This is a genomic window from Arthrobacter stackebrandtii (genome assembly GCF_017876675.1).
Classification (GTDB): domain Bacteria; phylum Actinomycetota; class Actinomycetes; order Actinomycetales; family Micrococcaceae; genus Specibacter; species Specibacter stackebrandtii.
Genome location: NZ_JAGIOI010000001.1, coordinates 3,904,338 through 3,928,942 on the forward strand (window position 1 = coordinate 3,904,338; position 24,605 = coordinate 3,928,942).

Genomic DNA, 24,605 nt, shown 5'->3' on the forward strand with positions numbered 1-24,605 from the left:
CGTGAGCCAGACCAACAAGGCCTCCGCCATCCGCGACAAGTCAGACAAGTACACCGAATTCGTCAGCCGCGGTTTCGGGCGCGACCTGGCCAAGCGGCTGGGCCTGCCGCAGCCGGCCGTGCTGCGCCGCTACAGCCCCAACGCTCCGCTGGTGGAGGGCCCCATCCTGGTGGTGGGCCAGGGCGCCGGGGCCGACGGCGTTGCCCGGGTGCTGCTTGATTGGCACCAGGACGTGCGGCGCCATGCAACACCCAAGGAGAAGCTGGGTGCCATTGTTGTGGTGCTGGACGCCCTGGAGCACCCCGAACAGCTTTCGGATCCAATGCTGACCATCGGTGCAGCGCTGCGCGACCTCAACAGGAACGCGCGCATCGTAAGCATCTCCCGGCCAGCCCTGGACAGTGACGCCCCCGCCCTGGCCGCAGCCCGCAACGGCGTGGACGGCATCATCCGTTCCGTGGCCAAGGAGCTGCGTGCCGGGGCCACGGCCAACGGCGTGCTGCTGGCCAACGGCATCGCAGCGGATGCGCCCAGTGCCATGTCCGCACTGCGCTTCTTCCTCTCCGGGCGGTCGGCATTCGTGGACGGCCAGTTCCTGACCGCCTCCGCGGACGGTGCAGCCACTGGCACGGACTGGGCCAGGCCGCTGGACGGCAGCGTCGCCGTGGTCACGGGCGCAGCCCGCGGCATCGGTGCCGCAATCGCCCGCACCCTGGCACGCGACGGCGCCACGGTCATCGCCGTGGACGTCCCGGCAGCGGGCGACCACCTGGCCGCCGTCGCCAATTCCATCCGCGGCACCGCACTGCAGCTTGATGTCACGGCACCGGATGCCGGCGCGCGCATCCTGGAGCATGCCATCAGCCGCCATGGCCGCCTGGACATCGTGGTGCACAACGCCGGCATCACCCGGGACAAGCTGCTGGCCAACATGGACGCGGCCCGGTGGGATTCAGTCATTGCCGTCAACATCGCCTCGCAGCTGCGCATGAACGAGGCCTTCCTGGCCAGCAGCAGCTTTGCCGGGAACGCGCGCATCATCAGCGTCTCCTCCACCAGCGGCATCGCCGGCAACCGCGGGCAAAGCAACTATGCCGCGTCCAAGGCTGGGGTCATCGGCATGGTCCGCTCCACCGCGAAGCTGATGGCGGAGCGCGGCGGCACGGTCAACGCCGTCGCACCCGGGTTCATCGAAACCGACATGACGGCCAAGATCCCCTTCGCCACCCGCGAGGTGGCGCGCCGGCTCAACAGCCTGCAGCAGGGAGGGCGGCCCGGCGACGTGGCCGAGGCCATCGCCTACTTTGCCCAGCCCGCCGCGGCCGGCGTTACGGCAAATGTGCTGCGGGTGTGCGGCCAGAACCTGGTGGGACAGTGATGGCCGAGACCGTGCTGAGCGAGATGCCCTCGCTGTCCAAGCTGTACGTCAACGCGGCCGCGACTGCCGCCAAGAGCAGCCTGCTGCGCACCGCCCCGGTCGTGGCCCTGCCTGCGACAGCCGTGGAGGTGCGCGGCGTCCGGCCTGACCTGGCCAAGGTCACAGAGTTTGCACACCTCATGGGCGAGCCGGCCCGCGACGTGCTGCCCTCGGGCTACCTGCACGCCTTCGCGTTCCCAGTTGCCATGAGCGTCATGGTGGCGGAGGACTTTCCGCTGCCGCTGCTGGGCATGATCCACCTGCGCAACCAGGTGGAACACCTCGCCCCCGTGCATTTCGACGACGAGCTCTCCGTCCGCGCCTGGGCCCGGGACCTCACCGGGCACCGCAGCGGCACGCAGGTTCAGATCGTGGCGGAGGTGCTTAGCGGCGACGGCACCGCGCTGCTGTGGCGTGGGGTGTCCACCTACCTGGCGAAGGGCGTGTTCCTGCCAGGCCTGGACAAGCCGTCAGAGCCTGCGGTGCGGGTGGACTTTGTGCCACCGGCGCCCACGGCGCAGTGGCGCCTGGGCGTCGATACCGGGCGGGCCTATGCGGCGGTGTCCGGCGACTTCAACCCCATCCACCTCAGCGTCCTGAGCGCCAAGGTGCTGGGCATGCGCCGGTCCATCGCCCACGGCATGTACGCCGCCGCCCGGGTGCTGGCCACGGTTCCGCTGGCCAAGCCGCCGGCGTACAGCTGGGACATCGCCTTTGACTCGCCCATCTTCCTGCCGGCCACCGTATCGCTCGAGGTGGTTGACCGCAGGGCTGACGACGGCGCCTGGCTGGGCTCGGAGTTCACCGCCTGGAATGCGCACAGTTCCCGGAGGTTCTTCAGCGGATCCGTGACCGCCTCCTGAGCATTTGGGCCTTCCCTCTGGCACGTGCCGGCGGGAAGGCTCAGTTGTCCATGGAGTCCTCGTAGGGGTAGGCGGAGATGATCCCCTGGATGCGGTCGACGGCGGCCGGCTCCAGTCCGCTGGGTGCCACCCCGTTCCACGCGCCAACGGCCACATCGCCAAAGTTGTGGCCGTGGCTGGCGGGGACAGCCTCGCCAACGAACATGTCCACGGCCACTTGCAGGTATGTGAACAGGGGAACCCGGCGCATGGAGTCGCTGACGTCGGGGGCGCGGCCGCCGTCGGCAGCCGTCCCGTTCAGCCAGTCCGGCTTTTCCCAGATGAGCCGCGGGGACAGCCACGTCACGGCATCGGTGCCATGCTGCAGATACGCCACGCGGCCGGCGACCCACGGCCCGGCCAGTGCGTCGAAGTCCCCGTTGTTGGAGAGCCAGCGCACGTTGCGCCCCGCCTGGTAAACAGGCTGCCATTCGGGGGAGCCGGCGTCCCTCGTCTCCTGCAGCGTGCCCCATGGCTGGGAGTTGTTGGGTGCCCCGGAGAACACGGCTCCGTCGACGCTGTCGACAAGGTCCTGCGCGCCGGAAAAGGCAGACTGCATGCCGGAGGCACCCAGGCTCAGCCCGTAAACCACCAGGTCAGGGCGCTGCGCAGCCGGCATGGAATTGCGTTCCTCGGCGACGGCTGCGTACAGGGCCTGTGCTGATTCGCGGGGGAGGTCCTGGTGAAACAGGAACGACACCCAACTGGGCTGGTAGGAATACTGCATTGAGACAATGGCGGTGTCCCCGCCATGCAGGTACTCCAGCGAGTCGACTGCCTGGCGCTCCAGCCAGCCCGAACCCGTGGGTGTGGCCACCATCAGCACGGAGCGGTCAAAGCCGCCGGTGCGCTTGAGCTCGGCGACCGCCACGGCGGCACGTGCGGCCATGGAATCTTCCTGGCCGGCACCTACATAAACCCGCACGGGTTCCTTGGCCGCCTTGCCTGTGGCAGCCCCTATGGCGGCGGCAGTGGGCCCGCCCCCGACAAAGGCCCGTCCCTGCATGCCGAGCCTGTCCCAGCTGACGGCTGAATCCGCACCTGCGGAGCGGTGGGTGGAGGAGGGTTCGGAAATCCCGGCCGGGGTTGTGGCGTTGCGCGCCCCATACACGCGGTCGGTGCCCCACAAGGCTGCGGAAACCAGCACAGTGGCCGCCAGCGATGCAACCAGCACGCCGGCCAGCACCCCGGCCGGACCCGCGAACCCCGACGGCAGCCCGGCCCGGCCCGAGGCCCGCCGTGCGGCGGCCGCGGTGCGGTGCAGGCACCACCGCACCCCAAGGGTTGCGGCGGCCGTCAACAGCGCCGCGACAAAAAACCCGGCGAAGTCCGGACCGTCAACGGGCGGCATCTCCACGTGGGTCCGGACGTCGTTCTGCCACCGCACAGCGACGACGCCAACGAGCACTGCATACAGCAGCAGGGCGGCAGCAGCTGCGATACGCAGCCACACCGGAAGGCGCAGCGTCGCCGGCCAGGCGGGCAGCCGCCGTCGGACGAGAAATTTGTGGGCGGCCGTGCACAGCCATGCGGCGAAAACATAAGCAAGAATGCATGCCAGCCCGGCCAGGAACCCTTGGAACACGGCAGGCCGGGGGACCAGCGACGGGGTCAGCGCCAGCCCGGCCGCGGCGACGCCCGCAATGGCGCCGAAAAGTGAGGCGGTTCGGATGCTGCCCATGGATGATGTCCTGCCTCGAAGTGGAATCCCAGCCTAGCCGGGCCGGAGGCGGCGGTGCGCCATCATCGGATCTCGCTGTTGACGGATGCGCGGTTTCCGGCGGACTGGCCGGCCGCATGCGCATTGGCGGAACCGAAGGCGATGGCTGACCGCCGGGCGGCGCGGGCCTGGGGGTACAGCTGGTGCGCGTGGTCCTCGGCCCGTTCCTTGCGGCCGGCCAGCACCAGCGCATTGCCAGGCCCGCCGGTTGCCACCTCCTGCGCGTAGATGCTGCTCAGCCGCTGCGCCACCGTGGTCAGGAACGCCAGTTGGAACTGCCGCCGTTCCAGAGTCTTCTCATGCGCGCTCAGGTACGGCTTGTACGGGTACTCCACCCACCAGGCGGCCATGGCGGCCTCCAGCTGCAGCAGCAGGGACGTGAAGAGCCGGAGGATCTGGGCGACGTCGGACTCGGCACCGATCAAGTAGATGACCTTTTGTTTCGACGTGGTGGCCAGCAGGACCCTGACCGTGTCGAAGGCGGTGGCAATGGCGATGAAGCCGTGCGCACGGCCCACACGGTAGGCGCCTCCGACCTCAAAGCGTTCCTCCACCATGGTCTCGCGCGGCCGGCCAGCCTTGCCTGCCTCGGCGTCGATGGCCGCCTGCTGGATCCCATAGCGCACCATGAGGCGCTCGGCATGTTCCTGGAACGTCTGGGCCTCGGCGGGAAACGGGGTGCCCTCCGCCTTGGCCAGCAGCTTCATGATCAATGCCAGCGTCTTGTCCGCCTTGCGGGCGGCCTGTGACGCGAGGTCCGGATTGTTCTCCATGGTGGTTCACCCCTTGTGTCGCTGCAGCCGCTGTCCGGCCGCACTGTTCTGCTTGTCCTGTGTTGTTCCCGTCCGGAAAAAGCTGCCGGATTGTGATCTTCCCGACGGTATCGGCAGGCACCGACATTCTTGGCCGCCATGCCCGTTTCAAGGGACATTCCCAGCCCACGTATGAGAGGAAACAAAAAACTCCCCAAGAAACTTTCGTTTCTTGGGGAGTTCGTTTGTGCGCGGAGGGGGACTTGAACCCCCACCCCGTTTCCAGGACTAGCACCTCAAGCTAGCGCGTCTGCCATTCCGCCACCCGCGCAGGTGATGACAGGAAACCGTTTCAGGCTCTCGCTTGAACCGTTGCTCCCTGCAGCAGCGATGAAAACAATAGCACGACTTTTGCCTGAAACAACAATCGGGTGTTCCGGCCCCGGAATCCATGCCTGCAGGCCCCGCCAAACGGCCCAAAAGGTAGGCTGGAGCAAACGCACCAGACATAAGGAGTTTCCCCTTGAACACCGTCAGGCCCGAGGACGAGGTTGCCGGCATCTGTGCCGACCTCATCCGCTTTGACACCAGCAACTTTGCCGACAACGAGGGCCCGGGGGAGCGGGCGATTGCCGAGCATGTGGCCGCACTCATCAACGACGCCGGGCTCGAGACGGAGCTGTACGAGTCCTCGCCGGGGCGGGCCAACGTGGTCACCCGCATCGAGGGCACCGACTCCTCCCTTCCCGCGCTCGTGGTCCACGGCCACCTTGACGTGGTCCCCGCCGAAGCGGCCGACTGGACCGTTGACCCGTTCGCCGGAGAGGAAAAGGACGGGCTGATCTGGGGCCGCGGCGCCGTGGACATGAAGGACATGGACGCCATGATCCTCAGCGTCATGCGGTCCATGGGGCGCGAAGGCCGCAAGCCGAAGCGCGACATCGTCTTCGCCTTCTTCGCCGACGAAGAGGCCGGAGGCACCTATGGCGCCCGCTGGTCGGTGGACAACCGTCCCGACCTTTTCGAGGGTGCCACCGAGGCCATCTCCGAGGTGGGTGGCTTCTCCACGGACATCAACGGCAAGCGCGCCTACCTGCTCCAGACAGCTGAGAAGGGCCTGGCCTGGCTTCGGTTGACCGCCCACGGCCGGGCCGGCCACGGCTCGCACATCAACACGGACAACGCGGTCACCCGCCTGGCCCGCGCCGTGACCCGGATCGGCGACCACAAGTGGCCCATCGAGTACACCGACACCACCCGCGCCTTCCTCGAGGGGGTCTCGGAGCTGACCGGGATCGAATTCGACGAGTCCAACCCGGACACCCTGCTGCGCCAGCTCGGCACGGTCTCCCGCTTCGTCGGAGCCACGCTGCAAAACACGTCAAACCCCACCTACCTGAAGGGCGGCTACAAGGCCAATGTGATTCCCGGCACGGCGGAGGCCATGATTGACGTCCGCACCCTGCCCGGCCAGCACGAGCAGGTCCTGGAAATCGTGCGCGAACTGGCGGGCGAGGGCATCGACATCTCCACCATCCACAACGACGTATCCCTGGAAACCCCCTTCGCCGGCAACCTCGTCGACGCCATGATCGACTCCCTCCACGCCGAGGACCCCGGCTCGACCGTCCTGCCCTACACCCTCTCCGGCGGCACCGACAACAAGTCGCTGAGCCGCCTGGGCATCACCGGATACGGCTTCGCCCCGCTGCAGCTGCCCCCGGAGCTGGACTTCACCGGCATGTTCCACGGCGTCGACGAACGCGTCCCCGTCGACTCCCTCAAGTTCGGCGCCCGGGTCCTGGACCGCCTGCTGAGCACTTACTGAACCATGCAACGGCCCGGCCGGCCGCCGCATATCGCGAAAGGCACCACCATGACACCTGAAGAAATCCTGCCCGGCGAACTGCTCGAACGGTTCCGGGAGCGGGCCCGCGGCTATGACGAACGCAACGAGTTCTGCCACGAGGACCTCGCCGAGCTGAAGGAGCAGGGCTACCTCAGGCTTTTTGCCCCCAAGTCCGACGGCGGGCTGGGGCTTGGGCTGGAAGCGGCCGCCGCCGCGCAGCGCAGGTTGGCAACGGCCGCGCCGGCCACCGCACTGGCGGTCAACATGCACCTGGTGTGGACCGGCGTCGCACACCTGCTCATGGAGCGCGGCGACGATTCGCTGCACTGGGTGCTGCAGGAGGCGGTGGCAGGTGAGGTGTTTGCCTTCGGCATCTCCGAGGCCGGCAACGACTCCGTGCTGTTCGACTCCAACACGGTGGCGGCGCCGCAGGGCGACGGCAGCTACGCCTACACGGGGACCAAGATCTTCACCTCGCTGTCCCCGGCGTGGACGCGGCTGGGCATCTTCGGCAAGGACTCCACGGGGCTGGATCCGGAGCTGGTGTTCGGCTTCATCACCCGCGAGACCCCCGGCTACACGATCAAGGACGACTGGAACACGCTGGGCATGCGCGCCAGCCAGTCCTGCACCACCGTGCTGGAGGGCGCGGTGTCCCCGGCGGACCGCGTGTTCCGCAAGCTCCCGGTAGGCCCCAACGCCGACCCGCTGATCTTCGCCATCTTTGCCTGCTTTGAAACACTCCTGGCCGCCGTGTACACCGGCGTGGGGGAGCGGGCGCTGGAGATCGCCGTGGCCCAGGTGCACAGGCGCACGTCCAAGAAGACGGGGAAGAGCTACGCGCAGGACCCGGACATCCGCTGGCGCGTTGCCGACGCCGCCCTGGCCATGGACGGGCTGTACCCGCAGCTGGCGGCCGTGGCCCGGGACGTGGACCAGCAGGTGGACCACGGCAGGCTGTGGTTCCCGAAGATGGTGGGGCTGAAGATCCGTGCCACGGAGACGGCGCGGGACGTGGTGGACAAGGCGATCCGGGTCAGCGGCGGCGGGACATACTTTGCCGGCAACGAGCTGGGCCGGCTGTACCGGGACGTGCTGGCGGGAATTTTCCACCCCTCCGACGACGAGTCGGCGCACAATACTGTGGCCAATGCGTGGCTGGGCCCGGTCGAACCCTAGGCGGGCCGGGCGCCGTCGTGCGTGGCATGGAACGCATGGCGGACCGGGCGCCGGCCACGGTGTGGTGCGGGCCTAGTAGATGTCCAAGGTCCGCTCCACCCGGAGCACCTTGCGGCGCATCAGGTACCTGCGTTCCCCGCCCATGTAGAGGGTGCTGCGTTCAAGTTCCCACTTGCCGTATTCGGCGTGCTCGCGCAGGCGCTGGTAGGCGGTGGGTACGGATTCGCCGGAGGAGACGGTGATGAGCAGGTACTCGTACTGGCGCAGGGGCGCACCCCTGCCCTTGGCGACGGGCTTGATGACTTCCCTCATGCACACATCCTTTCTCCAGCGGGACCGGACCTTGCCTTCATGCCCCACGCTACCCCTTGCACGGCGCCTCCGGCGGGCGGAAACGGACATGTCGGGCAGCCGGGTCCGGCGGAGGGGCAAAAAATGACTTTCAAGTTCCCCCGCTCACTGGTAGCGTCAATCGCATGAGCATTGATCCCCGCGCCGCCCTGAGTGCCCTGACCACAGCACTGGAAGAACACCTTGTGGCCGCCTCGGCCCGCCGCGGGGAGGAGGACCCCATTGTTGAGGCCACCTTCCTGGGCATCATCGACGCCTTTGAGGCCTATGAGGAAGCCCTCTTCGACGCCTTTGACGAGGTCACCCCGCTGGTGATCTACGGTGAGGACGAGGACTTCGGCGACGACACCGACGAGGACGGCGACGACGAGCTGGAGCCGATCAGCGAATAGCCGGCCCCGGGCAGCCGTTCAGCCCAGCCGGGAAATCTCCCGCAGGACCCCGGCGATCTGGTCGGGAAGCGGAGTCAATTCAGAATTCAGTGTGTCCTTGAGCTGGTCCTGCGTGCGCGGGCCCACCACGGCGGCCGAGACCGACTGGTGGTCCAGCAGCCAGCTCAGCGCAACATCCAGGGGTGCGCGGCCCAGTCCGCGGGCGGCGGTGACAAGCGCGTCGGTGATCCGGGCCGGACGCCCGTCCAGGTACTTCTCCACATAGGACGCCATGGTCTCGCTCGCGGCGCGGGAATCCCCCGGGACGCCGCCGCGGTACTTTCCCGTCAGCGCACCCCGGCCCAGGGGGGCCCAGCACAGCAGGCCGGCCCCCACATGCTCGGCCGCCGGGATGACCTCCCGTTCCACACCGCGCTGCAGCAGCGAATACTCCACCTGGTTGGCCACCAGCGGGGCTTCGCACAAGGTGGCGGCGCGGGCCAGCTGCCAGCCGTTGTAGTTGGACACGCCGGCGTAGCGGACTCGGCCGCTGGAGACAGCGAATTCCAGCGCACCCAGGGTCTCCTCGAGCGGGACGTTGCCGTCCCAGATATGGGCCAGCCACAGGTCCAGGTGGTCGGTGCCGAGCCGGGCCAGTGAGGCGTCAAGCCCGGCCAGCATGGCCCTGCGCGAGGTGTCGACCATCCGCAGGCCGTTGCGGTGGCTGATTCCGGCCTTGGAAATGAGAACAACATCACTGCGGGGAACCACATCCCCCAGCAGTTCGCCGATGATGGCTTCGCTGCGGCCCTCGCCGTAGCTGACCGCCGTGTCAAGGGTCGTTCCCCCGGCATCCAGGAAGTCGCGCAGCATCATTCCGGCCGTTTCGGCCTCAGTTTCCCTGCCCCAGGTCATCGTGCCCAGCGCCAGGGACGAGACACGCAGACCGCTGGTGCCCATGAATCTTTGTTCCATAGCGCCAAGCTTACGGTGGTTTGCCCTCCTGCCGGGGCACCCGCCGTCGTCCGTGGCCGGGGGAGGCGCCTGGCATGCTCTAGGCTAAAACCCGTGAACTGGTTTGAAGCTGCCTTCCTGGGCCTTGTGCAGGGCCTGACAGAATTCCTCCCGATTTCCTCCAGCGCCCACCTGTTTGTGGTGGGCAAGTTCCTGCCGTCGGCGGCGGATCCGGGTGCGGCCTTCACGGCTGTGACACAGCTGGGCACCGAGACGGCCGTGCTGATCTTCTTCTGGCGCGACATCGTGCGCATCATCAAGGCCTGGTGGGGTTCGCTGCGGGGCCGCGTGCCGCGCAACGAACCCGACGTCCGCATGGGCTGGCTGGTCATCATCGGCTCGCTGCCGATCGCGGTGCTGGGCGTTGTGTTTCAGAAATACATTGAGGGCACGTTCCGCAACCTGTGGCTCGTGGCCACCACGCTTATCGTGTTTGGCCTGCTGCTGGCCGTCGCCGACCATGTCGCCACGCAGCGCAAGCACCTGGAGGACCTCTCCTACAAGGACGGCATCATCTACGGCTTTGCGCAGGCCCTGGCACTCATTCCCGGAGTCTCCCGCTCCGGCGGCACCATCACGGCCGGGCTGCTCATGGGATACACCCGCGAAGCTGCCGCCCGCTATGCATTCCTGCTGGCCATCCCGGCCGTGTTCGCCAGCGGCCTGTATGAGCTGTACAAGATCTTTGGCGAACACGAAGGCGCCCAGGGGCCGTTCAGCATCCCCCAGACGGCCCTCGCCACCGCGATCGCGTTTGTTGTGGGCTACCTGATCATCGGCTGGTTCCTGAAGTACATCTCCACCAAGAGCTTCCGCCCGTTTGTGTGGTACCGGATCGCCCTTGGCGTGGCCCTGTACTTGCTGCTGGGCACCGGGGTCATTACGGCGTAGCACGGGCCCGCGCCCGACCCGCTAAGCTGAACGGTGTGAAAACTTGGAAGTCCCATGCCCTGCCCCAGCTCCCCGGCCGCATGCCGGCCATCGCGCTCCACGAAACAACACAGCAGCGCGTGGTCGCCCTGCCGGAGACGGATCCCGCCAGCATGTATGTCTGCGGGATCACCCCGTATGACGCCACGCACATGGGGCACGCCGCCACGTACGTTGCCTTTGACCTGCTGAACCGGGCCTGGCGCGACCAGGACCGCGCGGTCAGCTATGTGCAGAACGTCACCGACATCGACGACCCCCTGCTGGAGCGGGCCGCCCGCGATGGAGTTGACTGGCGTGAGCTGGCCGCCGACCAGACGGCCTTGTTCCACGAAGACATGGAAGCACTCAACGTCCTGGCACCCACCTGGTACGTCGGCGCCGTCGAGGCCATTGAGTGGATTGTGCCCAAGGTTGAGGAGCTCGTCGCGGCAGGGCTGGCCTACCCGGTGGCCGGCACCAACGGGGAGCCCGACGGCGACATTTACTTCTCCGTCGAGGCCGCCTCCGCTGCCACCCGGGAAGGGGGCCCGGACGCCGCGTGGTGGCTGGGCCAGGTCTCCGGCCTCACCCGGGAGCAGATGCGGCCCGTCTTCGCCGAACGCGGCGGCGACCCCGACCGCTCCGGCAAGCGGCACCCGCTGGATGCCCTGCTCTGGCGCGTCGCACGCGACGGCGAACCCCACTGGCCCGGTGCTTCACTCGGCGACGGCCGCCCCGGCTGGCACATTGAATGCACTGTCATCGCCCAGAAGTACCTGCCGCAGCCGTTCACCGTCCAGGGCGGCGGCAGCGACCTCATCTTCCCGCACCACGAAATGGGTGCCGGCCACGCGTTCGCACTCGCACACGAACCCATGGCGCGCCACTACACCCACACGGGCATGGTGGGCCTCGACGGGGAAAAGATGAGCAAGTCGCTGGGCAACCTGGTGCTGGTCTCCAAGCTCCGCGCGGACGGCATCGACCCCGCCGCCATCCGCCTGGCCATCCTTGCCAACCACTACCGCAGCGACTGGTTCTGGACGCAGGAGCTTCTCGACGACGCCGAACTGCGCCTGGCCCGCTGGCGCGACGCCCTCCACGCAGCCCCCGAGGGCTCGGGCAAGCCGCTGCTGTCCGAACTGCGGGCGGCACTGAGCAGCGACCTTGACGCCCCGCGCGCCCTCGCCGCCGTCGACGCCTGGGCCGCCCAGGCGCTGCAGGCCGAGGCGGCCGTGGCGGGGGATGCCGGCAACGGCGCCTCCGAACAGGACGCCGACATGGTCTCCGACTCGGTTGAGGCGCTGCTGGGCATCGAGCTCTAAACGGGTCCGGCCCACCCGGTGGGCCGCCCAAGACAGCCCCGCCCCGACTGTGACGCAGTTGATGCACCAAATGAGGCCAAAAATGCCCGAAACGGTGCAACAACCGCGTCACAGTTCGAAGATGGGGGGCAGGGGAGGGGCTGGGCCAGGCAGCTACGGCTGGTCGCGGCCCCTGCGGCGCAGGTACCGCTCAAACTCCTTGGCGATCGACTCGCCCGTGGCCTCCGGCAGCTCGGCCGTGTCCTTGGCCTCCTCCAGCTGCTGGACGTATGCGGCAATTTCCGGGTCGGCGGCCGCCAGCTCGTTGACACCGCGCTCCCACGCCTGGGCGTCCTCGCCGAGGTCGTGGGTGTCCAGCGGCACGTGCAGGAAGTCCTCAATCCGGTTGAGCAAGGCCAGCTGCGCCTTGGGGGAGGGCGCCTGGGCCACATAGTGCGGCACGGCAGCCCACAGCGAGATCGTTGGCATGCCCGCCAGCATCGCCACCTCGTTCAGCACCCCGACAATCCCCACGGGACCCTCATATTGCGACTGTTCGAGTCCGAGGTTCTCGGCGAGCTCCTCGTCGTCGCACGTGGCCGTGACTGGGATGGGGCGGGAGTGCGGGACATCGGCCAGCAGTGCACCCACCAGCAGCAGGTAGTTGACGTTGAGTTCGGCAGCCTTGGCCAGCAGCTCGGCCGTGTAGGCGCGCCACCGGTACGACGGCTCGATGCCGTGGACCAGGACCACGTCAATGTTGGAGTCGGGGATGGACGCCTTGGTGATCTTGGTCAGCGGCCACTTGATCTTTCGCCCGCCGCGGGAGGTCAGGCGCACCTCGGGGCGGGTGAACTGGAAATCGTAAAAGTCGTCGGGCTCAATGACGGCCACGCGCTTGGCACCCCACAGGCGGTGCAGGTGGGCCAGCGCATCGCTGGCGGCCTCGCCGGCGTCGTTCCAGCCCTCGAAGGCGGCCAGCATGACCGTTACGCGGTCCTCGCCGGGCAGCGGATCCAGCATCCGCCTCATTGCTCCATCATCATTTCTGCTCACAACTCCACCCTACGGCCCCCTTGCCCTGTGTGCACCACACCGGCCGCGCGGCGAGCCGGGCGTGCACGTGCCGGGGCGGAACCGGGGGGCCCGCGCAATCCACGTAGACTGGGGGCATGCTTTCACACGCTGCCGATGCCCTGTACCCCAGCACACCTGCCGAACCCGCACTCAAAGCCGTCCTGTGGGACATGGACGGAACCCTGGTGGACACCGAACCCTACTGGATTGCCGCCGAAATGGAGCTCGTGGCCGCCCACGGCGGGCACTGGACCGAGGCCGACGCCATGTCCCTGGTGGGCAATGCGCTGGAATCCACCGCCGCCGTGCTGCAAAACGCCGGGGTGGCGCTGTCCACGCGTGAGATCATCGACAACCTCTCCAACTCCGTCATCGCCGGCATCCGCCGCCAGCTGCCGTGGCGCCCGGGTGCCCGGGAACTCCTCGCCGACCTGCACGCCAGCGGCGTCCGCTGCGCCCTGGTCACCATGAGCGAGCGCCCCATGGCCACGGAGGTCGTCAACGCCCTGGGCAAGGCCTACTTTGAGTTCCTCATCACGGGGGAGGAAGTGGAGAACGGCAAGCCGCACCCGGAACCGTACCTGCTGGCCGTCGAGCGGCTGCGCCGCAGCGACCCCTCGCTGACGCTGGCCCACTGCGCAGCGCTCGAGGATTCCGTGCCGGGCGTGGCCTCCGCGATCGCCTCCGGTGTGGCCACCATTGCCATCCCGCACGCCGTGCCGCTGCCGGAGGACCCGCGCCGCACCACCTGGGACACCCTTTCAGGGAAGACGGCCGACGACGTTGCTGCCGTTGTGCTGGCGCGCGCCGCCGCCGGGGCTGCTTTGTGAGCGGTCCTGCACCGGGCACGAAGCCGCGCCGCGAGGGACTGGTCCTGGGCTCGGTCCGCGGCACCCCCATCATCCTTGCCAACTCCTGGTTCCTCATTGCTGCCATCACCGTCCTGGTCTTTGGCCCGCAGCTCACCCGACCCTTCGGCAACTGGGCGTACCCGGTGGCGTTCGGCTACGCACTGCTGCTGTTGTTTTCGGTGCTCATCCATGAACTGGCCCACGCCGTTGCGGCCAAGATGTACGGCTGGCCCACACACAAGATCGTGCTGAACCTGTGGGGCGGGCACACCGAGTTCGACTTCAGCACCGCCACCCCCGGCAAGGCCCTGGTGGTGGCGTTTGCCGGGCCCGTGGCCAACTTTGTGCTGGCCGGGCTCGGCTGGCTCGTCAAGCTGGCGCTGCCGGAACCGGCGTCGCTGGGTGTCCTCATTGCCTTCCTGCTGACCAACATCTTCATCTGGGCAAACCTGCTGATCGGCGCCTTCAACATCCTCCCGGGGCTGCCGCTCGACGGCGGCCGGCTGGTGGAATCGATCGTGTGGAAGAGCACCGGAAGCCAGGAGCGGGGCACCATTGCTGCCGGCTGGGCCGGCCGGATCATCGTGGTGCTGTTTGCCGTGGGGGTCCTGGCGGTGCCATACCTGACGGGCGGCGAACCGGACCTGACCACCACCTTCATCATGATCCTGCTGGCAGGCTTCCTCTGGATGGGCGCCTCGGCCTCCATCAAGGGTGCCGGCATCAGGCTGCGCCTGCCCGGCATCACGGCTGCCGGCCTCGCCCTCCCGGCGGCCGGCGCCTCCGTCCAGTGCAGCGTGGCCCAGCTGTGGACGCTGCGCGGGGAACACCCGGACGCCCCAATCGTGCTGTTTGGCGCGGACGGGCGGCCGAACGCCGTCGTTGATGAACACGCCCTGGCGCATGTTCCCCCACAGGCCGCCCCCGGCACACCGGCCACGGCCGTGGCGCGGGCCCTCTCGCCGGGCGCCTATGTCCCGGAAACCGCGTCAGGCGCCGAGCTGGTGACGTACCTGTCGCAGCTTCCCGACGTCGAATACGCGGTGGTCGACCCCCTGGGCAGGGTCACCGGCCTGCTCACCCAGGCCAGGGTGGTCGCAGCCATCACGGGCAAGGCCGCCTGAGGCCCGCCCCGCCAGCCCCGTCCGCCCCCGGCGGCACCCTTCATTTTGCGAGCAACAATCACGAACAGGAACTTCCATGAAGCAGCAAGACCCCACAGCAGCCGCACCGCACGGCGCCGACCAGCGCCGCGGCCCCTTCCGGGCCGGCGAACGCGTCCAACTGACCGACGAGCGCGGCCGCATGAACACAATCACCCTGACACCCGGCACGGCTTACCACACGCACAAGGGCTTCCTCAACCATGACCTGCTGATCGGTTCCCCCGAGGGCTGCATCGTGGAGAGCAACGTGGGCCAGCAGTACCAGGCGTTGCGCCCTCTGCTCTCCGACTTTGTGTTGTCCATGCCGCGCGGTGCAGCCGTCGTGTACCCCAAGGATGCCGGCCAGATCATCACCATGGGCGACATCTACCCCGGCGCGCGCGTCGTTGAGGCCGGCGTGGGCTCCGGTGCACTGTCCATCTCGCTGCTGCGTGCCGTGGGCGACGACGGCTACCTGCACTCCTTCGAGCGCCGCCAGGAATTCGCCGACATTGCCCGCGGCAACGTGGAAACCATCTTTGGCGGCCCGCACCCGGCCTGGAAGATCTCACTCGGCGACTTCCAGGACGAGGTCGTGGCCCAGGAAGCCCCCGGCAGCATCGACCGCGTGGTCCTTGACATGCTGGCACCCTGGGAATGCCTCGACGCGGTGGCCACCGTGCTGGCTCCCGGCGGCGTGTGGATCAACTACGTCGCCACCGTCACCCAGCTCTCCCGCACCGCCGAGGCCATCCGCGCCGACGGCCGCTTCACCGAACCCGACGCCTGGGAATCCATGGTCCGCGGCTGGCACCTGGAAGGCCTCGCCGTGCGCCCCGACCACCGCATGGTGGCCCACACCGGCTTCCTGATGGTCACCCGCCGGCTTGCCGACGGCGTGACGGGCCTGAACCTGAAGAAGAAGTCCAAGGGCGAGTTCAGCGCCGAGGACCTCAACGCCTGGACGCCCGAGGCCGTGGGCGAGCCCGCCGTCTCAGACAGGAAACTGCGCCGCGCCGCCCGCGACGCCTCCTCCACCGTGCAGACCAAGGGCACCAAGTCCAAGGGCGGCGAGGTTCCGGCGGCTCCGGAGCAAGGGCACTAAACTCGAAGTACCAGCCGACTGCGAAAGGTATCCCGGCCATGAGCGACCCCACCCACACCAACCCTGCAACCCCGGAACCGTCGAACCCTGCAGCCACCCCTGCGCCGGGCTCACTCGGTGCCAGCTATTCAGCGGGCCCCGGGCAGCAGGCCGTGCTGGAGCGCCAGCTCAATGTGCTGCGGGACAAGGCACGCAACCTTGACCGCCAGCTCGCCTCGGCAACCACCAACAACTCCAGGCTCGTGGCCATGCTGGAGACTGCCAAGACGGAGATCCTGAAGCTGCGCAGCGCCCTGGAGAACGACGGCGAACCCCCCTACGGCTTCGGCACCATCCTGGCCATCAATGCGCCCAGGCACGGCACGGGCGGCAACGTCGCGGCAACACGCGAGAGCCTGGACATCTACGCGTCAGGGCGCAAAATGAGGGTTGGCCTGAGCCCGCTGCTGCGGCTCTCCGAGCTGAGCGTGGGCCAGGAGGTCCTGCTCAACGAGGCGTTCACGGTGATTGCCGGCCTGGGCTATGAGCAGGTGGGCGAGCTGGTCACCGTCAAGGAACTGCTGGGAACCACCCGCGCCCTGGTCATTGGCCGCGCCGACGAAGAACGCGTGGTTCGGCTGGCCGGCGCCCTGCAGGGCGCCGTCAAGGTCGGCGATGCCCTGACCGTGGAGGGCCGCACCGGCTATGCGCTCGAAAAGGTGCCGCGTTCAGAGGTGGAGAACCTGATCCTGGAGGAAGTCCCGGACATCTCCTACTCCGACATTGGCGGGCTCACCTCCCAGATCGAGCAGATCCGCGACGCCGTGGAACTGCCCTTCCTGCACCCGGACCTCTACCGTGAGCACGGGCTCAAGGCTCCGAAGGGGATCCTGCTGTACGGCCCTCCCGGCTGCGGCAAAACCCTGATCGCCAAGGCCGTCGCAAACTCCCTTGCCCAGCGCGCAGCAGAGCGTTCCGGGGTCAAGGACCAAAAGAGCTACTTCCTGAACATCAAGGGCCCGGAACTGCTGGACAAGTATGTGGGGGAGACGGAGCGCCAGATCCGGCTCATCTTCAGCCGTGCCCGTGAGAAGGCCTCTGACGGCAGCGCCGTGGTGGTGTTCTTTGACGAGATGGACTCCCTGTTCCGCACACGCGGAACGGGCGTCTCCTCGGATGTTGAAACCACCATCGTGCCCCAGCTCCTGAGCGAGATCGACGGCGTCGAGCGCCTCGACAACGTCATCGTCATCGGTGCCTCCAACCGCGAGGACATGATCGACCCGGCCATCCTGCGGCCCGGCCGCCTGGATGTGAAGGTCAAGATCCAGCGCCCCGACGCCGAGGCCGCCGCCGACATTTTCACCAAGTACGTCACCACCTCCCTGCCGTTCCACCCCGACGACGTCGCCGCCAACCACGGGGACCTGCAGGAAACTGTGGACGCCATGATCCAGCGCACCGTGGAGGCCATGTATGCCACCGACAAGTCCAATGAGTACCTGGAAGTCACCTACGCCAACGGCGACACCGAAATGCTCTACTTCAAGGACTTCAACTCCGGTGCGGTGATCCAGAACGTGGTGGACCGGGCCAAGAAGTACGCCATCAAGGACCTGCTGACCAGCGGTGAGAAGGGCATCCGGATCGAGCACATGCTGCGCGCCGTGGTGGACGAGTTCCGTGAACATGAGGACATGCCGAACACCACCAACCCGGATGACTGGGCCCGCATCTCCGGCAAGAAGGGCGAGCGGATCACCTACATCCGCACCATCATCCAGAGCAAGGAGGGCCAGGTCCCGGGCAAGACCCTGGAAACCCTCCCCAACACAGGGCAGTACCTGTGAGCGTTGTGCGGGTCATGGGGGCGGAGACCGAATACGGCATCCACGCCCCCGGTGCGGGCCAGTTCAACGCCACCTGGCTGTCCACCCAGGTGGTCAACGCCTATTCAAAGTCGACGGCGCACCGCGCCTCGGCCGGCGGGGAGACCCGGTGGGACTACACGGACGAGGATCCGCTGGCCGACGCCCGCGGCTGGTCCATGGCCCGGGCCGCGGCGCACCCCAGCCAGCTCACCGACACCGAGCTCACCGCAGCCCAGATCGCGCTGGAGGGCGGGGAAACCGGGGATCCGTCCCTGCCGCCCATGATGAACATGGTGCTGGGCAACGGGGCGCGGCTCTACGTGGACCACGCCCACCCCGAATACTCCTCGCCCGAGGTCACCAACCCACTCGACGCCGTCCGCTGGGACGCGGCCGGGGACCTGGTGGCCCTGGCCGCCGTCAGGCGCATCGCCGCCACGCCCGGGATGCCCGGGGTGAACCTGTACAAGAACAACACGGACAACAAGGCGGTCTCCTACGGCAGCCACGAGAACTACCTGATGCCGCGCGGCGTGCCGTTCCAGAACATTGTTTCCGGGCTAACCCCGTTCTTCGCCACCCGCGCCGTCATGTGCGGGGCCGGCAGGGTGGGGCTGGGCCAGGACGGCTCCGGGGCGGGCTTCCAGATCAGCCAGCGGGCCGACTTCTTCGAGGCGGAGGTGGGACTGGAAACCACCATCCGCCGCCCCATCATCAACACCCGCGACGAGCCGCACGCCGTGGCCGACAAGTACCGGCGCCTGCACGTGATCATCGGCGACGCCAACCTCAGCCAGGTCTCCAACTACCTCAAGTTCGGCACCACGGCGCTGGTCCTGGACATGATTGAGCACGGCACCGCACCCGTGCTCCGGTTCGCCGACCCCGTGGCGACGCTGCGCGCCGTCAGCCACGACTGGGAACTGCGCGGCAAGCACCTCCTGGCCGACGGCAGCGCCGTCACCGCCCTCGAAGTGCAGTGGCGCTACCTCAATGCCGCCAAGGAACACTGCGCCGCCAACGGCTCCAGCCACCCTGAGACGGGCGACGGCCACACGGCCGCCGTGCTGGCCAAGTGGGAGGAAGTCCTGGACGGACTGGGGCGCGACCCCATGTCGCTGGCCGGCCAGCTGGAATGGGTGGCCAAGCTCAACCTGCTGCAGCAGTACCGGACCCGTGACGGCATGGCCTGGGACGACCCCCGGCTGGGATTGATCGACCTGCAGTGGTCCGACATCAGGCCGGAAAAGGGGCTGTACTACAAGCTGCTGGAACGAGGGCGCATGGAGCGGATGGTCAGCGACGAATCCATCGCGGCGGCCGTCGAATCACCGCCGTCGGACACCCGCGCCTACTTCCGGGGCCGCTGCATCCAGCAGTTCGGCGCCAATGTTGTGGGGGCCAGCTGGGATTCGGTCATTTTCGAGCTGCCGTCCCTGCGCCGCCTGCAGCGTGTGTCCACCAAGGAGCCGCTGCGCGGCAACAAGGAGCTGACCCAGCCCCTTTTTGACCGCCACCAGCATTTGGAAGACTTCCTCGCCGAGTTGGTGTCAGGTTCCGTCTAAAGATAAGTTGGACGAACATCCATTCGTTTGACTATCCATTTCCCGGGGGAAACATGCCTTCAGCACGTTCGTCTTTCATCGCTGCCACCGCCACTGCCGCCGTCCTGGCCCTTTCCGCCTGTGGCAGCCCTGCAGCGACGGACAACGGCAGCAGCCAGGAAGCCAAAAAGGAGCAGGTCAAGGCCAAGGTCCTCACTGCCGCCGAGCTTGAGCAGATTGTCGGCTCGCTGACCAACGCCGCGGGGGAGTCCGCCGAGGTCATGCCCGCCTCTGCCCTGGAGGGCAGCGACGAGCTCTCCAAGAAGCTTTTTGAAAACGCGAAAGTTACCCCGGCCTCCTGCAAGGACGCCAACCAGACCAGCCTGGACCTGCCCGAGGGCACGGTCTCGGCCGCCGGCAGCTGGGTGGACCTGGAAACCTCCGGGGCAACCGTGGTCACACTTGTTTCCGGAGATCCCGCCGCCCTGGGCGAACTGGCCTCCTCCACCAACGACAGGCGCGCCGAATGCGGCGAGTTCACCCTGGAGGTCTCGGGCATGACCATCAAGACCACCATCACCGAGGCGGAAGCGGACACCTCAGCCGAGGAGGACGCCGCCTTCATGATCAGCCAGGAGCTCTCCGTCGGCACCGTGACGAAGACCGCCGTCGTGGAAGCCACCCAGGGCGCCGTCACCGTCAACGCCACCCAGGTCTCCGGCGGCTCCGAAACCCCCAGCATCAGCGAACTCTCGGAACTGGTCAACAAGACCTTGGCGGCGGTTGCCGCCAAGTAGCCGCGGCCCGCGTCCAAGCCGAACCCCTGAACGCAGGCAAACCGGGGGTGTCCGTGGCAGGATGGATTGTAGGCACCGGAGCCGGTGCCCACGAACCACGCATATAAGGACGCATCATGGCTTCACAGGAACAGAAAAACGTCTCCTCGCGTACCGAAGAGGAACATGTTGAGGATGTGCCGCTGCCCGCGCCGTCCCCCGACTCGGCCGCTGCGCAGGCTGCAACGTCCGGCGTGGACGACCTCCTCGACGAGATCGACGGCGTGCTGGAGAGCAACGCCGAGGAGTTTGTGCGCGGATTCGTCCAAAAGGGCGGACAGTAGCCGCCATGGGCGGCCAGGTGGGGCGGGGGTTCCCGGCGCTGGAAGCCGGGGGCACCTCGTCGTCGTTCTTTGACCATGTGAGCCGCAGCAATCCAGAACTGCTGCCGTTCCGCACAAGCATGGGCCCCGGCCAACTGCCTGCAACCCCGCACGGGACCACCATCGTGGCGCTCTCGTTTGCCGGCGGCGTGCTGATGGCGGGAGACCGGCGCGCCACCATGGGTTCCATGATCGCCAACCGGCACATTGAAAAGGTGTTCCCGGCGGACCGGCATTCTGTGCTCGGCATTGCCGGGACGGCCGGGATCGCCATCGACATTGTGCGCCTGTTCCAGGTGGAGCTGGAGCACTACGAGAAGATCGAGGGCACACAGCTGAGCTTGGAGGGCAAGGCCAACCGGCTTGGCGCCATGATCCGGGCCAACCTGCCCATGGCGCTGCAGGGCCTCTCAGTGGTTCCGCTGTTTGCCGGCGTCGAGGCGGGCGAGCCTGCCGGCCGGCTGTTTTCCTACGACGTCACCGGCGGGCGCTACGAGGAGCTGGAGCACCACAGCGTGGGCTCCGGTTCCGTGTTTGCCCGCGGTGCGCTCAAGAAGCTGTGGCGTCCCGGGCTGAGCGCGGACGAGGCCGTTGCGGTGGCCGTCGAGTCGCTCATTGACGCCTCCGACGACGACTCCGCCACGGGCGGGCCGGACCTGGTCCGGCAGTTGTGGCCCGTGGTGTACCTGGTGACGGCCGACGGCGCCGCCCGGGTTGGGCAGGACGCCCTGGCCGCCGTGGTGGAAGCCATTGTGGCCCGTCGCACGGCCGAACGCAGGGAGGCCTAGCATGGCACAGCAATTTTACGTTTCTCCTGAACAGGTCATGAAGGACCGGGCCGACTTTGCCCGCAAGGGCATTGCCCGCGGCAAGTCGGTGGTGGTGCTCAGCTGCCGGGACGGGATCGCCCTCGTGGCGGAAAACCCTTCGCCCACACTGCACAAGATTGGTGAGATCTACGACCGGATCGCCTTCGCCGCCGTCGGCAAGTACAACGAATTTGAGAGCCTGCGCCAGGCCGGAGTTCGCTATGCCGACGTCCGCGGCTACTCCTACGACCGGGTGGACGTCACGGCCCGCGGCCTCGCGAGCGTCTATGCGCAGAGCCTGGGCACGGTGTTCACGGCCGAGCAGAAGCCCTTCGAGGTGGAGCTGGCGGTTGCCGAGGTGGGGGAGTCCGAGTCCGGTGACCACATTTTCCGGCTGAACTTTGATGGTTCCATCGCGGACGAAAGCGGCTTCCTGGCCATGGGCGGGCAGGCGGAGACTGTCCAAGCCGCCCTGGCTGCGCAGTGGCAGCGCGGGGCCGGCATGGCCCAGGCGCTGCGCTGGGCCGTGGCGGCGCTCGAGTCCCCGCACGCACAGGCAGCTGCGGCCGCGTCCGGTGCACCGTCACCTGGCGGATCCGGCGGGGCGCACCTGCCGGCCGCCTCACTTGAGGTGGCGGTGCTGGAGCGCAAGGCGGCGGCGGAGCGGGGCACGCACCGCACCTTCCGGCGCCTCAGCGACGACGAAGTGGCCCTGGCGCTGGCCGCCGGAAGCTAGAGACGCAACACTTTTTCAACCCTTCCCTTTAAGGAGACACACCCGGTGGACCGGCGGATATTCGGCATTGAAACAGAATTTGGCGTCACCTACTCCTCGCCCGGCCAGCGCCCGCTGTCCCCGGAGGAGGTGGCGCGCTACCTGTTCCGGAAGGTCGTGAGCTGGGGCCGGTCATCCAATGTGTTCCTGCCCAACGGCTCGCGGCTGTACCTGGACGTTGGCTCCCACCCGGAGTACGCCACGGCCGAATGCGACGGCATCGCCCAGCTGGTCGCCCATGACCGGGCGGGGGAGCGGATCCTGCACGACCTCGTACAGGAGGCGCAGTCGCGGCTGGAGCATGAGGGCTACACCGGCAAGGTGCTCCTGTTCAAGAACAACGTTGACTCCGCCGGGAACTCCTACGGCAGCCATGAAAACTACCTCATCACCCGCAAGGGCGAGTTCAACCGGCTGGCCGACATCCTCATCCCGTTCCTGGTCACCCGACAGCTGCTGTGCGGCGCAGGCAAGGTGCTGCCGGCCCAGCAGGGCGGCAAGTACGCGTTCTCGCAGCGGGCGGACCACATCTGGGAAGGGGTCTCCTCCGCCACCACCCGCTCGCGCCCCATCATCAACACCCGCGACGAACCGCACGCCGACGCCGAACTGTACCGGCGCCTGCACGTCATCGTGGGCGACTCCAACATGTCCGAGACCACCACCATGCTCAAGGTCGGCACCGTGGACCTGATCCTGCGCATGGTCGAGGCCGGGACCATCATGGAGGACATGCGCCTGGAAAACCCGATCCGCAGCATCCGCGAAATTTCCCACGACATCACGGGAAGCCACCCGCTGAAGATGGCGGACGGGCGCACGCTCACCGCCGTCGAGATCCAGCGCCACTACTTGGCCAAGGTTGCTGCGTTTGTGCAGGCCAACGGCGCCCACAACGACCTTGTCCCGCGCATCATGAACCTGTGGGAGCGCACCCTGGACGCCGTGGAGTCCGGAAACCACTCCACCATCGACACCGAGATCGACTGGGCCATCAAGGCGAAGCTGATCGGTGCCTACGCCAACCGGCACGGCCTGGAATGGGGCTCCCCGCAGGTGGCCCAGCTGGACCTGCGCTACCACGACATCTCCCCGGAACGCGGCCTGTTCAACATGCTCGAACGCCGGGGCTCCGCCGCCCGGGTGGTCGCAGACGCCGACATTGCGGAGGCCGTCGATGCCGCCCCGGCCACCACGCGGGCCCGGCTGCGCGGCCGCTTCGTCACGGCCGCGCGCGATTCCGGCCGCGACTACACGGTCGACTGGGTGCATCTGAAACTCAACGACCGCTCGCACCAGACCATCCTGTGCAAGGACCCCTTCAAGAACGACGACGAACGGGTCGACCAACTGATCGCCTCCCTCCGCGCGGACTACTGAGGGGACGCGGCCACCTGGGACGCCCTGGCGGGAAAGGGTGCCCGGGCGGAGGGGTTCGGAAACTCACAGGCGGTGCCCAGCTTCACATTCCCGGCCAATGGGGAACATCCAGCTTCGGCGGATAAGCTGAACTCTGGCTTTCTCCAGAGCCGGCATCCGTTCCATACCTGTCCCGCCATCGAAAGTGTTTCCGTGCGCCGAATTCTTGCACTCATCCTGCCTCTCATGCTGCTGTTGACCGCCTGCGGCCAGTCGGCATCCACCGATCCCACCCCCAGCGCATCGGCGAGCGTCCCGCCGTCGAACGCGGAAGTGTTCGCCTCCGTCAAGGTGGAGGACCAGGGCAAGGGCAAGGCGCCCAAGGTCACCTTCAAGACCCCCCTCGCCATCACCGCCGAGTCGATGGCCGTGGTCTCCGAAGGCAAGGGCGAGCCCGTCAAGGCCGGCCAGGCCATCGTCCTCCAGGCCATCGGCTTCAACGCCGAGGACGGCAAGACCAGCGGCGACAGCTTCTCCGACCCCGCCGGCCAGCGCATCCTCCTGGACGACGCCTTCAAGTCCAGCAACCCGCTGGTCTACAACACGTTCGTGGGCGCCAAGGTCGGCTCCTGGGTTGCCTACGCCTACCCGGCCCAGGCAACCGGTGCCACGGCCAGCACCGAGCCCGCAGCCATGACGGTGTTCCTCGTTGAATCCGCCGCCGACGTGGCCAAGCCCCTCAGCAAGCCTGAAGGCGAGACAGTTGCACCGGTGGCGGGCCTGCCCACCGTGAAGGACGACGACAAGGGCGTCCCGGTCATCACGATCGGCGATGCCAAGGCCCCCACGGCACTTGTGGCCCAGGACCTCATCACGGGCAAGGGCGCCGTGGTCAAGGAAACCGACACCATCGTGGCCAACTACGTCGGCGTGAACTTTGTGGGCGGGGAAATCTTCGACTCCAGCTTCCAGTCGGGCAAGCCTGCGACCTTCCCGCTGAACCAGGTCATCAAGGGCTGGACCCAGGGCCTGGCCGGCAAGACAGTGGGCTCCCGCGTGCTGCTCGTCATCCCCGCAGACCTGGCCTATGGCGAACAGGGTTCGGGCAAGGCCAAGGGCGACCTCGTGTTCGTTGTTGATATCCTTGGTGTCCAGTAACC

23 protein-coding genes and 1 tRNA gene are annotated in these 24,605 nt (G+C 67.6%); 18 read left to right on the top strand and 6 right to left on the bottom strand.

Going from position 1 to position 24,605, the window contains the following annotated elements; translation table 11 throughout:
• The first annotated feature begins 1 nt into the window (after window position 1).
• Both JOF48_RS17080 and JOF48_RS17085 read left to right on the top strand, forming a co-directional pair.
• Window positions 2–1,378, top strand: a complete 1,377-nt coding sequence (locus tag JOF48_RS17080) for a 3-oxoacyl-ACP reductase (protein WP_342591289.1) — start codon at window positions 2–4, stop codon at window positions 1,376–1,378.
• Window positions 1,378–2,280 carry a MaoC/PaaZ C-terminal domain-containing protein gene (locus tag JOF48_RS17085; protein WP_209682691.1) on the top strand — a complete coding sequence of 301 codons (903 nt, stop codon included), beginning with the start codon at window positions 1,378–1,380 and terminating at the stop codon, window positions 2,278–2,280. Before JOF48_RS17080 ends, JOF48_RS17085 begins: the two co-directional genes overlap by 1 nt.
• 40 nt (window positions 2,281–2,320) lie before the next feature.
• Here the strand turns inward: JOF48_RS17085 and JOF48_RS17090 are convergent, their stop codons facing one another.
• From JOF48_RS17090 to JOF48_RS17100, 3 genes are all read right to left on the bottom strand, one after another.
• Complete coding sequence (locus JOF48_RS17090; protein ID WP_209682694.1) at window positions 2,321–4,000, bottom strand: alpha/beta-hydrolase family protein; 1,680 nt, start codon at window positions 3,998–4,000, stop codon at window positions 2,321–2,323.
• 62 nt (window positions 4,001–4,062) lie between these two features.
• Window positions 4,063–4,812 carry a DUF2786 domain-containing protein gene (locus tag JOF48_RS17095; RefSeq protein WP_209682697.1) on the bottom strand — a complete coding sequence of 250 codons (750 nt, stop codon included), beginning with the start codon at window positions 4,810–4,812 and terminating at the stop codon, window positions 4,063–4,065.
• 227 nt (window positions 4,813–5,039) lie between these two features.
• Window positions 5,040–5,122 (bottom strand) — tRNA-Leu (locus JOF48_RS17100).
• A 192-nt stretch (window positions 5,123–5,314) separates the two neighbouring features.
• On the opposite strand from JOF48_RS17100, the gene JOF48_RS17105 reads away from it, so the two are divergent.
• Window positions 5,315–6,619, top strand: a complete 1,305-nt coding sequence (locus JOF48_RS17105; RefSeq protein WP_209682700.1) for a M20/M25/M40 family metallo-hydrolase — start codon at window positions 5,315–5,317, stop codon at window positions 6,617–6,619.
• A gap of 48 nt (window positions 6,620–6,667) precedes the next feature.
• Window positions 6,668–7,819: an acyl-CoA dehydrogenase family protein gene (locus tag JOF48_RS17110; protein WP_209682702.1), complete on the top strand. Its 1,152-nt coding sequence runs from the start codon at window positions 6,668–6,670 to the stop codon at window positions 7,817–7,819.
• A gap of 72 nt (window positions 7,820–7,891) precedes the next feature.
• Here the strand turns inward: JOF48_RS17110 and JOF48_RS17115 are convergent, their stop codons facing one another.
• Window positions 7,892–8,131: a DUF5703 family protein gene (locus tag JOF48_RS17115; protein WP_209682705.1), complete on the bottom strand. Its 240-nt coding sequence runs from the start codon at window positions 8,129–8,131 to the stop codon at window positions 7,892–7,894.
• Between the two features lie 164 nt (window positions 8,132–8,295).
• On the opposite strand from JOF48_RS17115, the gene JOF48_RS17120 reads away from it, so the two are divergent.
• Window positions 8,296–8,562, top strand: coding sequence for a hypothetical protein (locus JOF48_RS17120; protein WP_209682718.1), 267 nt, complete (start codon window positions 8,296–8,298; stop codon window positions 8,560–8,562).
• 18 nt (window positions 8,563–8,580) lie between these two features.
• Here JOF48_RS17120 and JOF48_RS17125 read toward each other — a convergent pair whose 3' ends face one another.
• Window positions 8,581–9,501 (bottom strand): aldo/keto reductase, encoded by a 921-nt coding sequence (locus tag JOF48_RS17125; RefSeq protein ID WP_342591290.1) that lies wholly within the window; start codon window positions 9,499–9,501, stop codon window positions 8,581–8,583.
• A 108-nt stretch (window positions 9,502–9,609) separates the two neighbouring features.
• Between JOF48_RS17125 and JOF48_RS17130 the strand changes: the two genes are divergently transcribed.
• Window positions 9,610–10,446 carry an undecaprenyl-diphosphate phosphatase gene (locus JOF48_RS17130; RefSeq protein ID WP_209682723.1) on the top strand — a complete coding sequence of 279 codons (837 nt, stop codon included), beginning with the start codon at window positions 9,610–9,612 and terminating at the stop codon, window positions 10,444–10,446.
• A gap of 35 nt (window positions 10,447–10,481) precedes the next feature.
• Window positions 10,482–11,792, top strand: coding sequence for a cysteine--1-D-myo-inosityl 2-amino-2-deoxy-alpha-D-glucopyranoside ligase (gene mshC / locus JOF48_RS17135; RefSeq protein ID WP_209682725.1), 1,311 nt, complete (start codon window positions 10,482–10,484; stop codon window positions 11,790–11,792).
• Between the two features lie 153 nt (window positions 11,793–11,945).
• Here mshC and JOF48_RS17140 read toward each other — a convergent pair whose 3' ends face one another.
• A complete protein-coding gene (locus tag JOF48_RS17140; RefSeq protein ID WP_209682728.1) occupies window positions 11,946–12,803 on the bottom strand; it encodes a PAC2 family protein in 858 nt (285 codons plus the stop codon).
• Window positions 12,804–12,943: 140 nt separating this feature from the next.
• Here JOF48_RS17140 and JOF48_RS17145 point away from each other — a divergent pair, with 140 nt between their 5' ends.
• The 11 genes from JOF48_RS17145 to JOF48_RS17195 all read left to right on the top strand — a co-directional run bounded on the left by JOF48_RS17145 (window position 12,944) and on the right by JOF48_RS17195 (window position 24,603).
• Window positions 12,944–13,678 (top strand): HAD family hydrolase, encoded by a 735-nt coding sequence (locus tag JOF48_RS17145; protein WP_209682731.1) that lies wholly within the window; start codon window positions 12,944–12,946, stop codon window positions 13,676–13,678.
• Complete coding sequence (locus tag JOF48_RS17150) at window positions 13,675–14,823, top strand: site-2 protease family protein (protein ID WP_342591291.1); 1,149 nt, start codon at window positions 13,675–13,677, stop codon at window positions 14,821–14,823. Before JOF48_RS17145 ends, JOF48_RS17150 begins: the two co-directional genes overlap by 4 nt.
• 76 nt (window positions 14,824–14,899) lie before the next feature.
• A complete protein-coding gene (locus JOF48_RS17155; RefSeq protein ID WP_209682734.1) occupies window positions 14,900–15,949 on the top strand; it encodes a tRNA (adenine-N1)-methyltransferase in 1,050 nt (349 codons plus the stop codon).
• Between the two features lie 38 nt (window positions 15,950–15,987).
• Window positions 15,988–17,778, top strand: a complete 1,791-nt coding sequence (arc, locus tag JOF48_RS17160; protein WP_209682736.1) for a proteasome ATPase — start codon at window positions 15,988–15,990, stop codon at window positions 17,776–17,778.
• 14 nt (window positions 17,779–17,792) lie between these two features.
• The gene (gene dop, locus JOF48_RS17165) at window positions 17,793–19,364 is read left to right on the top strand and encodes a depupylase/deamidase Dop (RefSeq protein ID WP_209684725.1); all 1,572 of its coding nucleotides are present in this window, start codon (window positions 17,793–17,795) and stop codon (window positions 19,362–19,364) included.
• Between the two features lie 53 nt (window positions 19,365–19,417).
• Complete coding sequence (locus JOF48_RS17170) at window positions 19,418–20,140, top strand: hypothetical protein (protein ID WP_209682739.1); 723 nt, start codon at window positions 19,418–19,420, stop codon at window positions 20,138–20,140.
• A gap of 116 nt (window positions 20,141–20,256) precedes the next feature.
• Window positions 20,257–20,463: a ubiquitin-like protein Pup gene (locus JOF48_RS17175; protein ID WP_209682742.1), complete on the top strand. Its 207-nt coding sequence runs from the start codon at window positions 20,257–20,259 to the stop codon at window positions 20,461–20,463.
• 5 nt (window positions 20,464–20,468) lie between these two features.
• Entirely contained in the window at window positions 20,469–21,290 is an 822-nt protein-coding gene (prcB, locus tag JOF48_RS17180) for a proteasome subunit beta (protein WP_209682744.1), read from the top strand.
• Between the two features lies 1 nt (window position 21,291).
• The gene (gene prcA, locus JOF48_RS17185; protein ID WP_209682748.1) at window positions 21,292–22,047 is read left to right on the top strand and encodes a proteasome subunit alpha; all 756 of its coding nucleotides are present in this window, start codon (window positions 21,292–21,294) and stop codon (window positions 22,045–22,047) included.
• 45 nt (window positions 22,048–22,092) lie between these two features.
• Complete coding sequence (gene pafA, locus JOF48_RS17190; protein ID WP_209682751.1) at window positions 22,093–23,466, top strand: Pup--protein ligase; 1,374 nt, start codon at window positions 22,093–22,095, stop codon at window positions 23,464–23,466.
• Window positions 23,467–23,658: 192 nt separating this feature from the next.
• Window positions 23,659–24,603 (top strand): FKBP-type peptidyl-prolyl cis-trans isomerase, encoded by a 945-nt coding sequence (locus JOF48_RS17195; protein ID WP_209682754.1) that lies wholly within the window; start codon window positions 23,659–23,661, stop codon window positions 24,601–24,603.
• The last annotated feature ends 2 nt before the right edge of the window (window positions 24,604–24,605 follow it).

Coding starts and splice junctions, on each gene's coding strand:
- JOF48_RS17090 (WP_209682694.1), bottom strand. CDS start 4,000: ATGGGCAGCATCCGAACCGCCTCACTTTTCGGCGCCATTGCGGGCGTC.
- JOF48_RS17145 (WP_209682731.1), top strand. CDS start 12,944: ATGCTTTCACACGCTGCCGATGCCCTGTACCCCAGCACACCTGCCGAA.
- JOF48_RS17175 (WP_209682742.1), top strand. CDS start 20,257: ATGGCTTCACAGGAACAGAAAAACGTCTCCTCGCGTACCGAAGAGGAA.
- dop (WP_209684725.1), top strand. CDS start 17,793: ATGGGGGCGGAGACCGAATACGGCATCCACGCCCCCGGTGCGGGCCAG.
- arc (WP_209682736.1), top strand. CDS start 15,988: ATGAGCGACCCCACCCACACCAACCCTGCAACCCCGGAACCGTCGAAC.
- JOF48_RS17110 (WP_209682702.1), top strand. CDS start 6,668: ATGACACCTGAAGAAATCCTGCCCGGCGAACTGCTCGAACGGTTCCGG.
- prcA (WP_209682748.1), top strand. CDS start 21,292: ATGGCACAGCAATTTTACGTTTCTCCTGAACAGGTCATGAAGGACCGG.
- JOF48_RS17085 (WP_209682691.1), top strand. CDS start 1,378: ATGGCCGAGACCGTGCTGAGCGAGATGCCCTCGCTGTCCAAGCTGTAC.
- JOF48_RS17140 (WP_209682728.1), bottom strand. CDS start 12,803: ATGAGGCGGATGCTGGATCCGCTGCCCGGCGAGGACCGCGTAACGGTC.
- JOF48_RS17170 (WP_209682739.1), top strand. CDS start 19,418: ATGCCTTCAGCACGTTCGTCTTTCATCGCTGCCACCGCCACTGCCGCC.
- JOF48_RS17120 (WP_209682718.1), top strand. CDS start 8,296: ATGAGCATTGATCCCCGCGCCGCCCTGAGTGCCCTGACCACAGCACTG.
- prcB (WP_209682744.1), top strand. CDS start 20,469: ATGGGCGGCCAGGTGGGGCGGGGGTTCCCGGCGCTGGAAGCCGGGGGC.
- JOF48_RS17115 (WP_209682705.1), bottom strand. CDS start 8,131: ATGAGGGAAGTCATCAAGCCCGTCGCCAAGGGCAGGGGTGCGCCCCTG.
- JOF48_RS17095 (WP_209682697.1), bottom strand. CDS start 4,812: ATGGAGAACAATCCGGACCTCGCGTCACAGGCCGCCCGCAAGGCGGAC.
- JOF48_RS17125 (WP_342591290.1), bottom strand. CDS start 9,501: ATGGGCACCAGCGGTCTGCGTGTCTCGTCCCTGGCGCTGGGCACGATG.
- JOF48_RS17155 (WP_209682734.1), top strand. CDS start 14,900: ATGAAGCAGCAAGACCCCACAGCAGCCGCACCGCACGGCGCCGACCAG.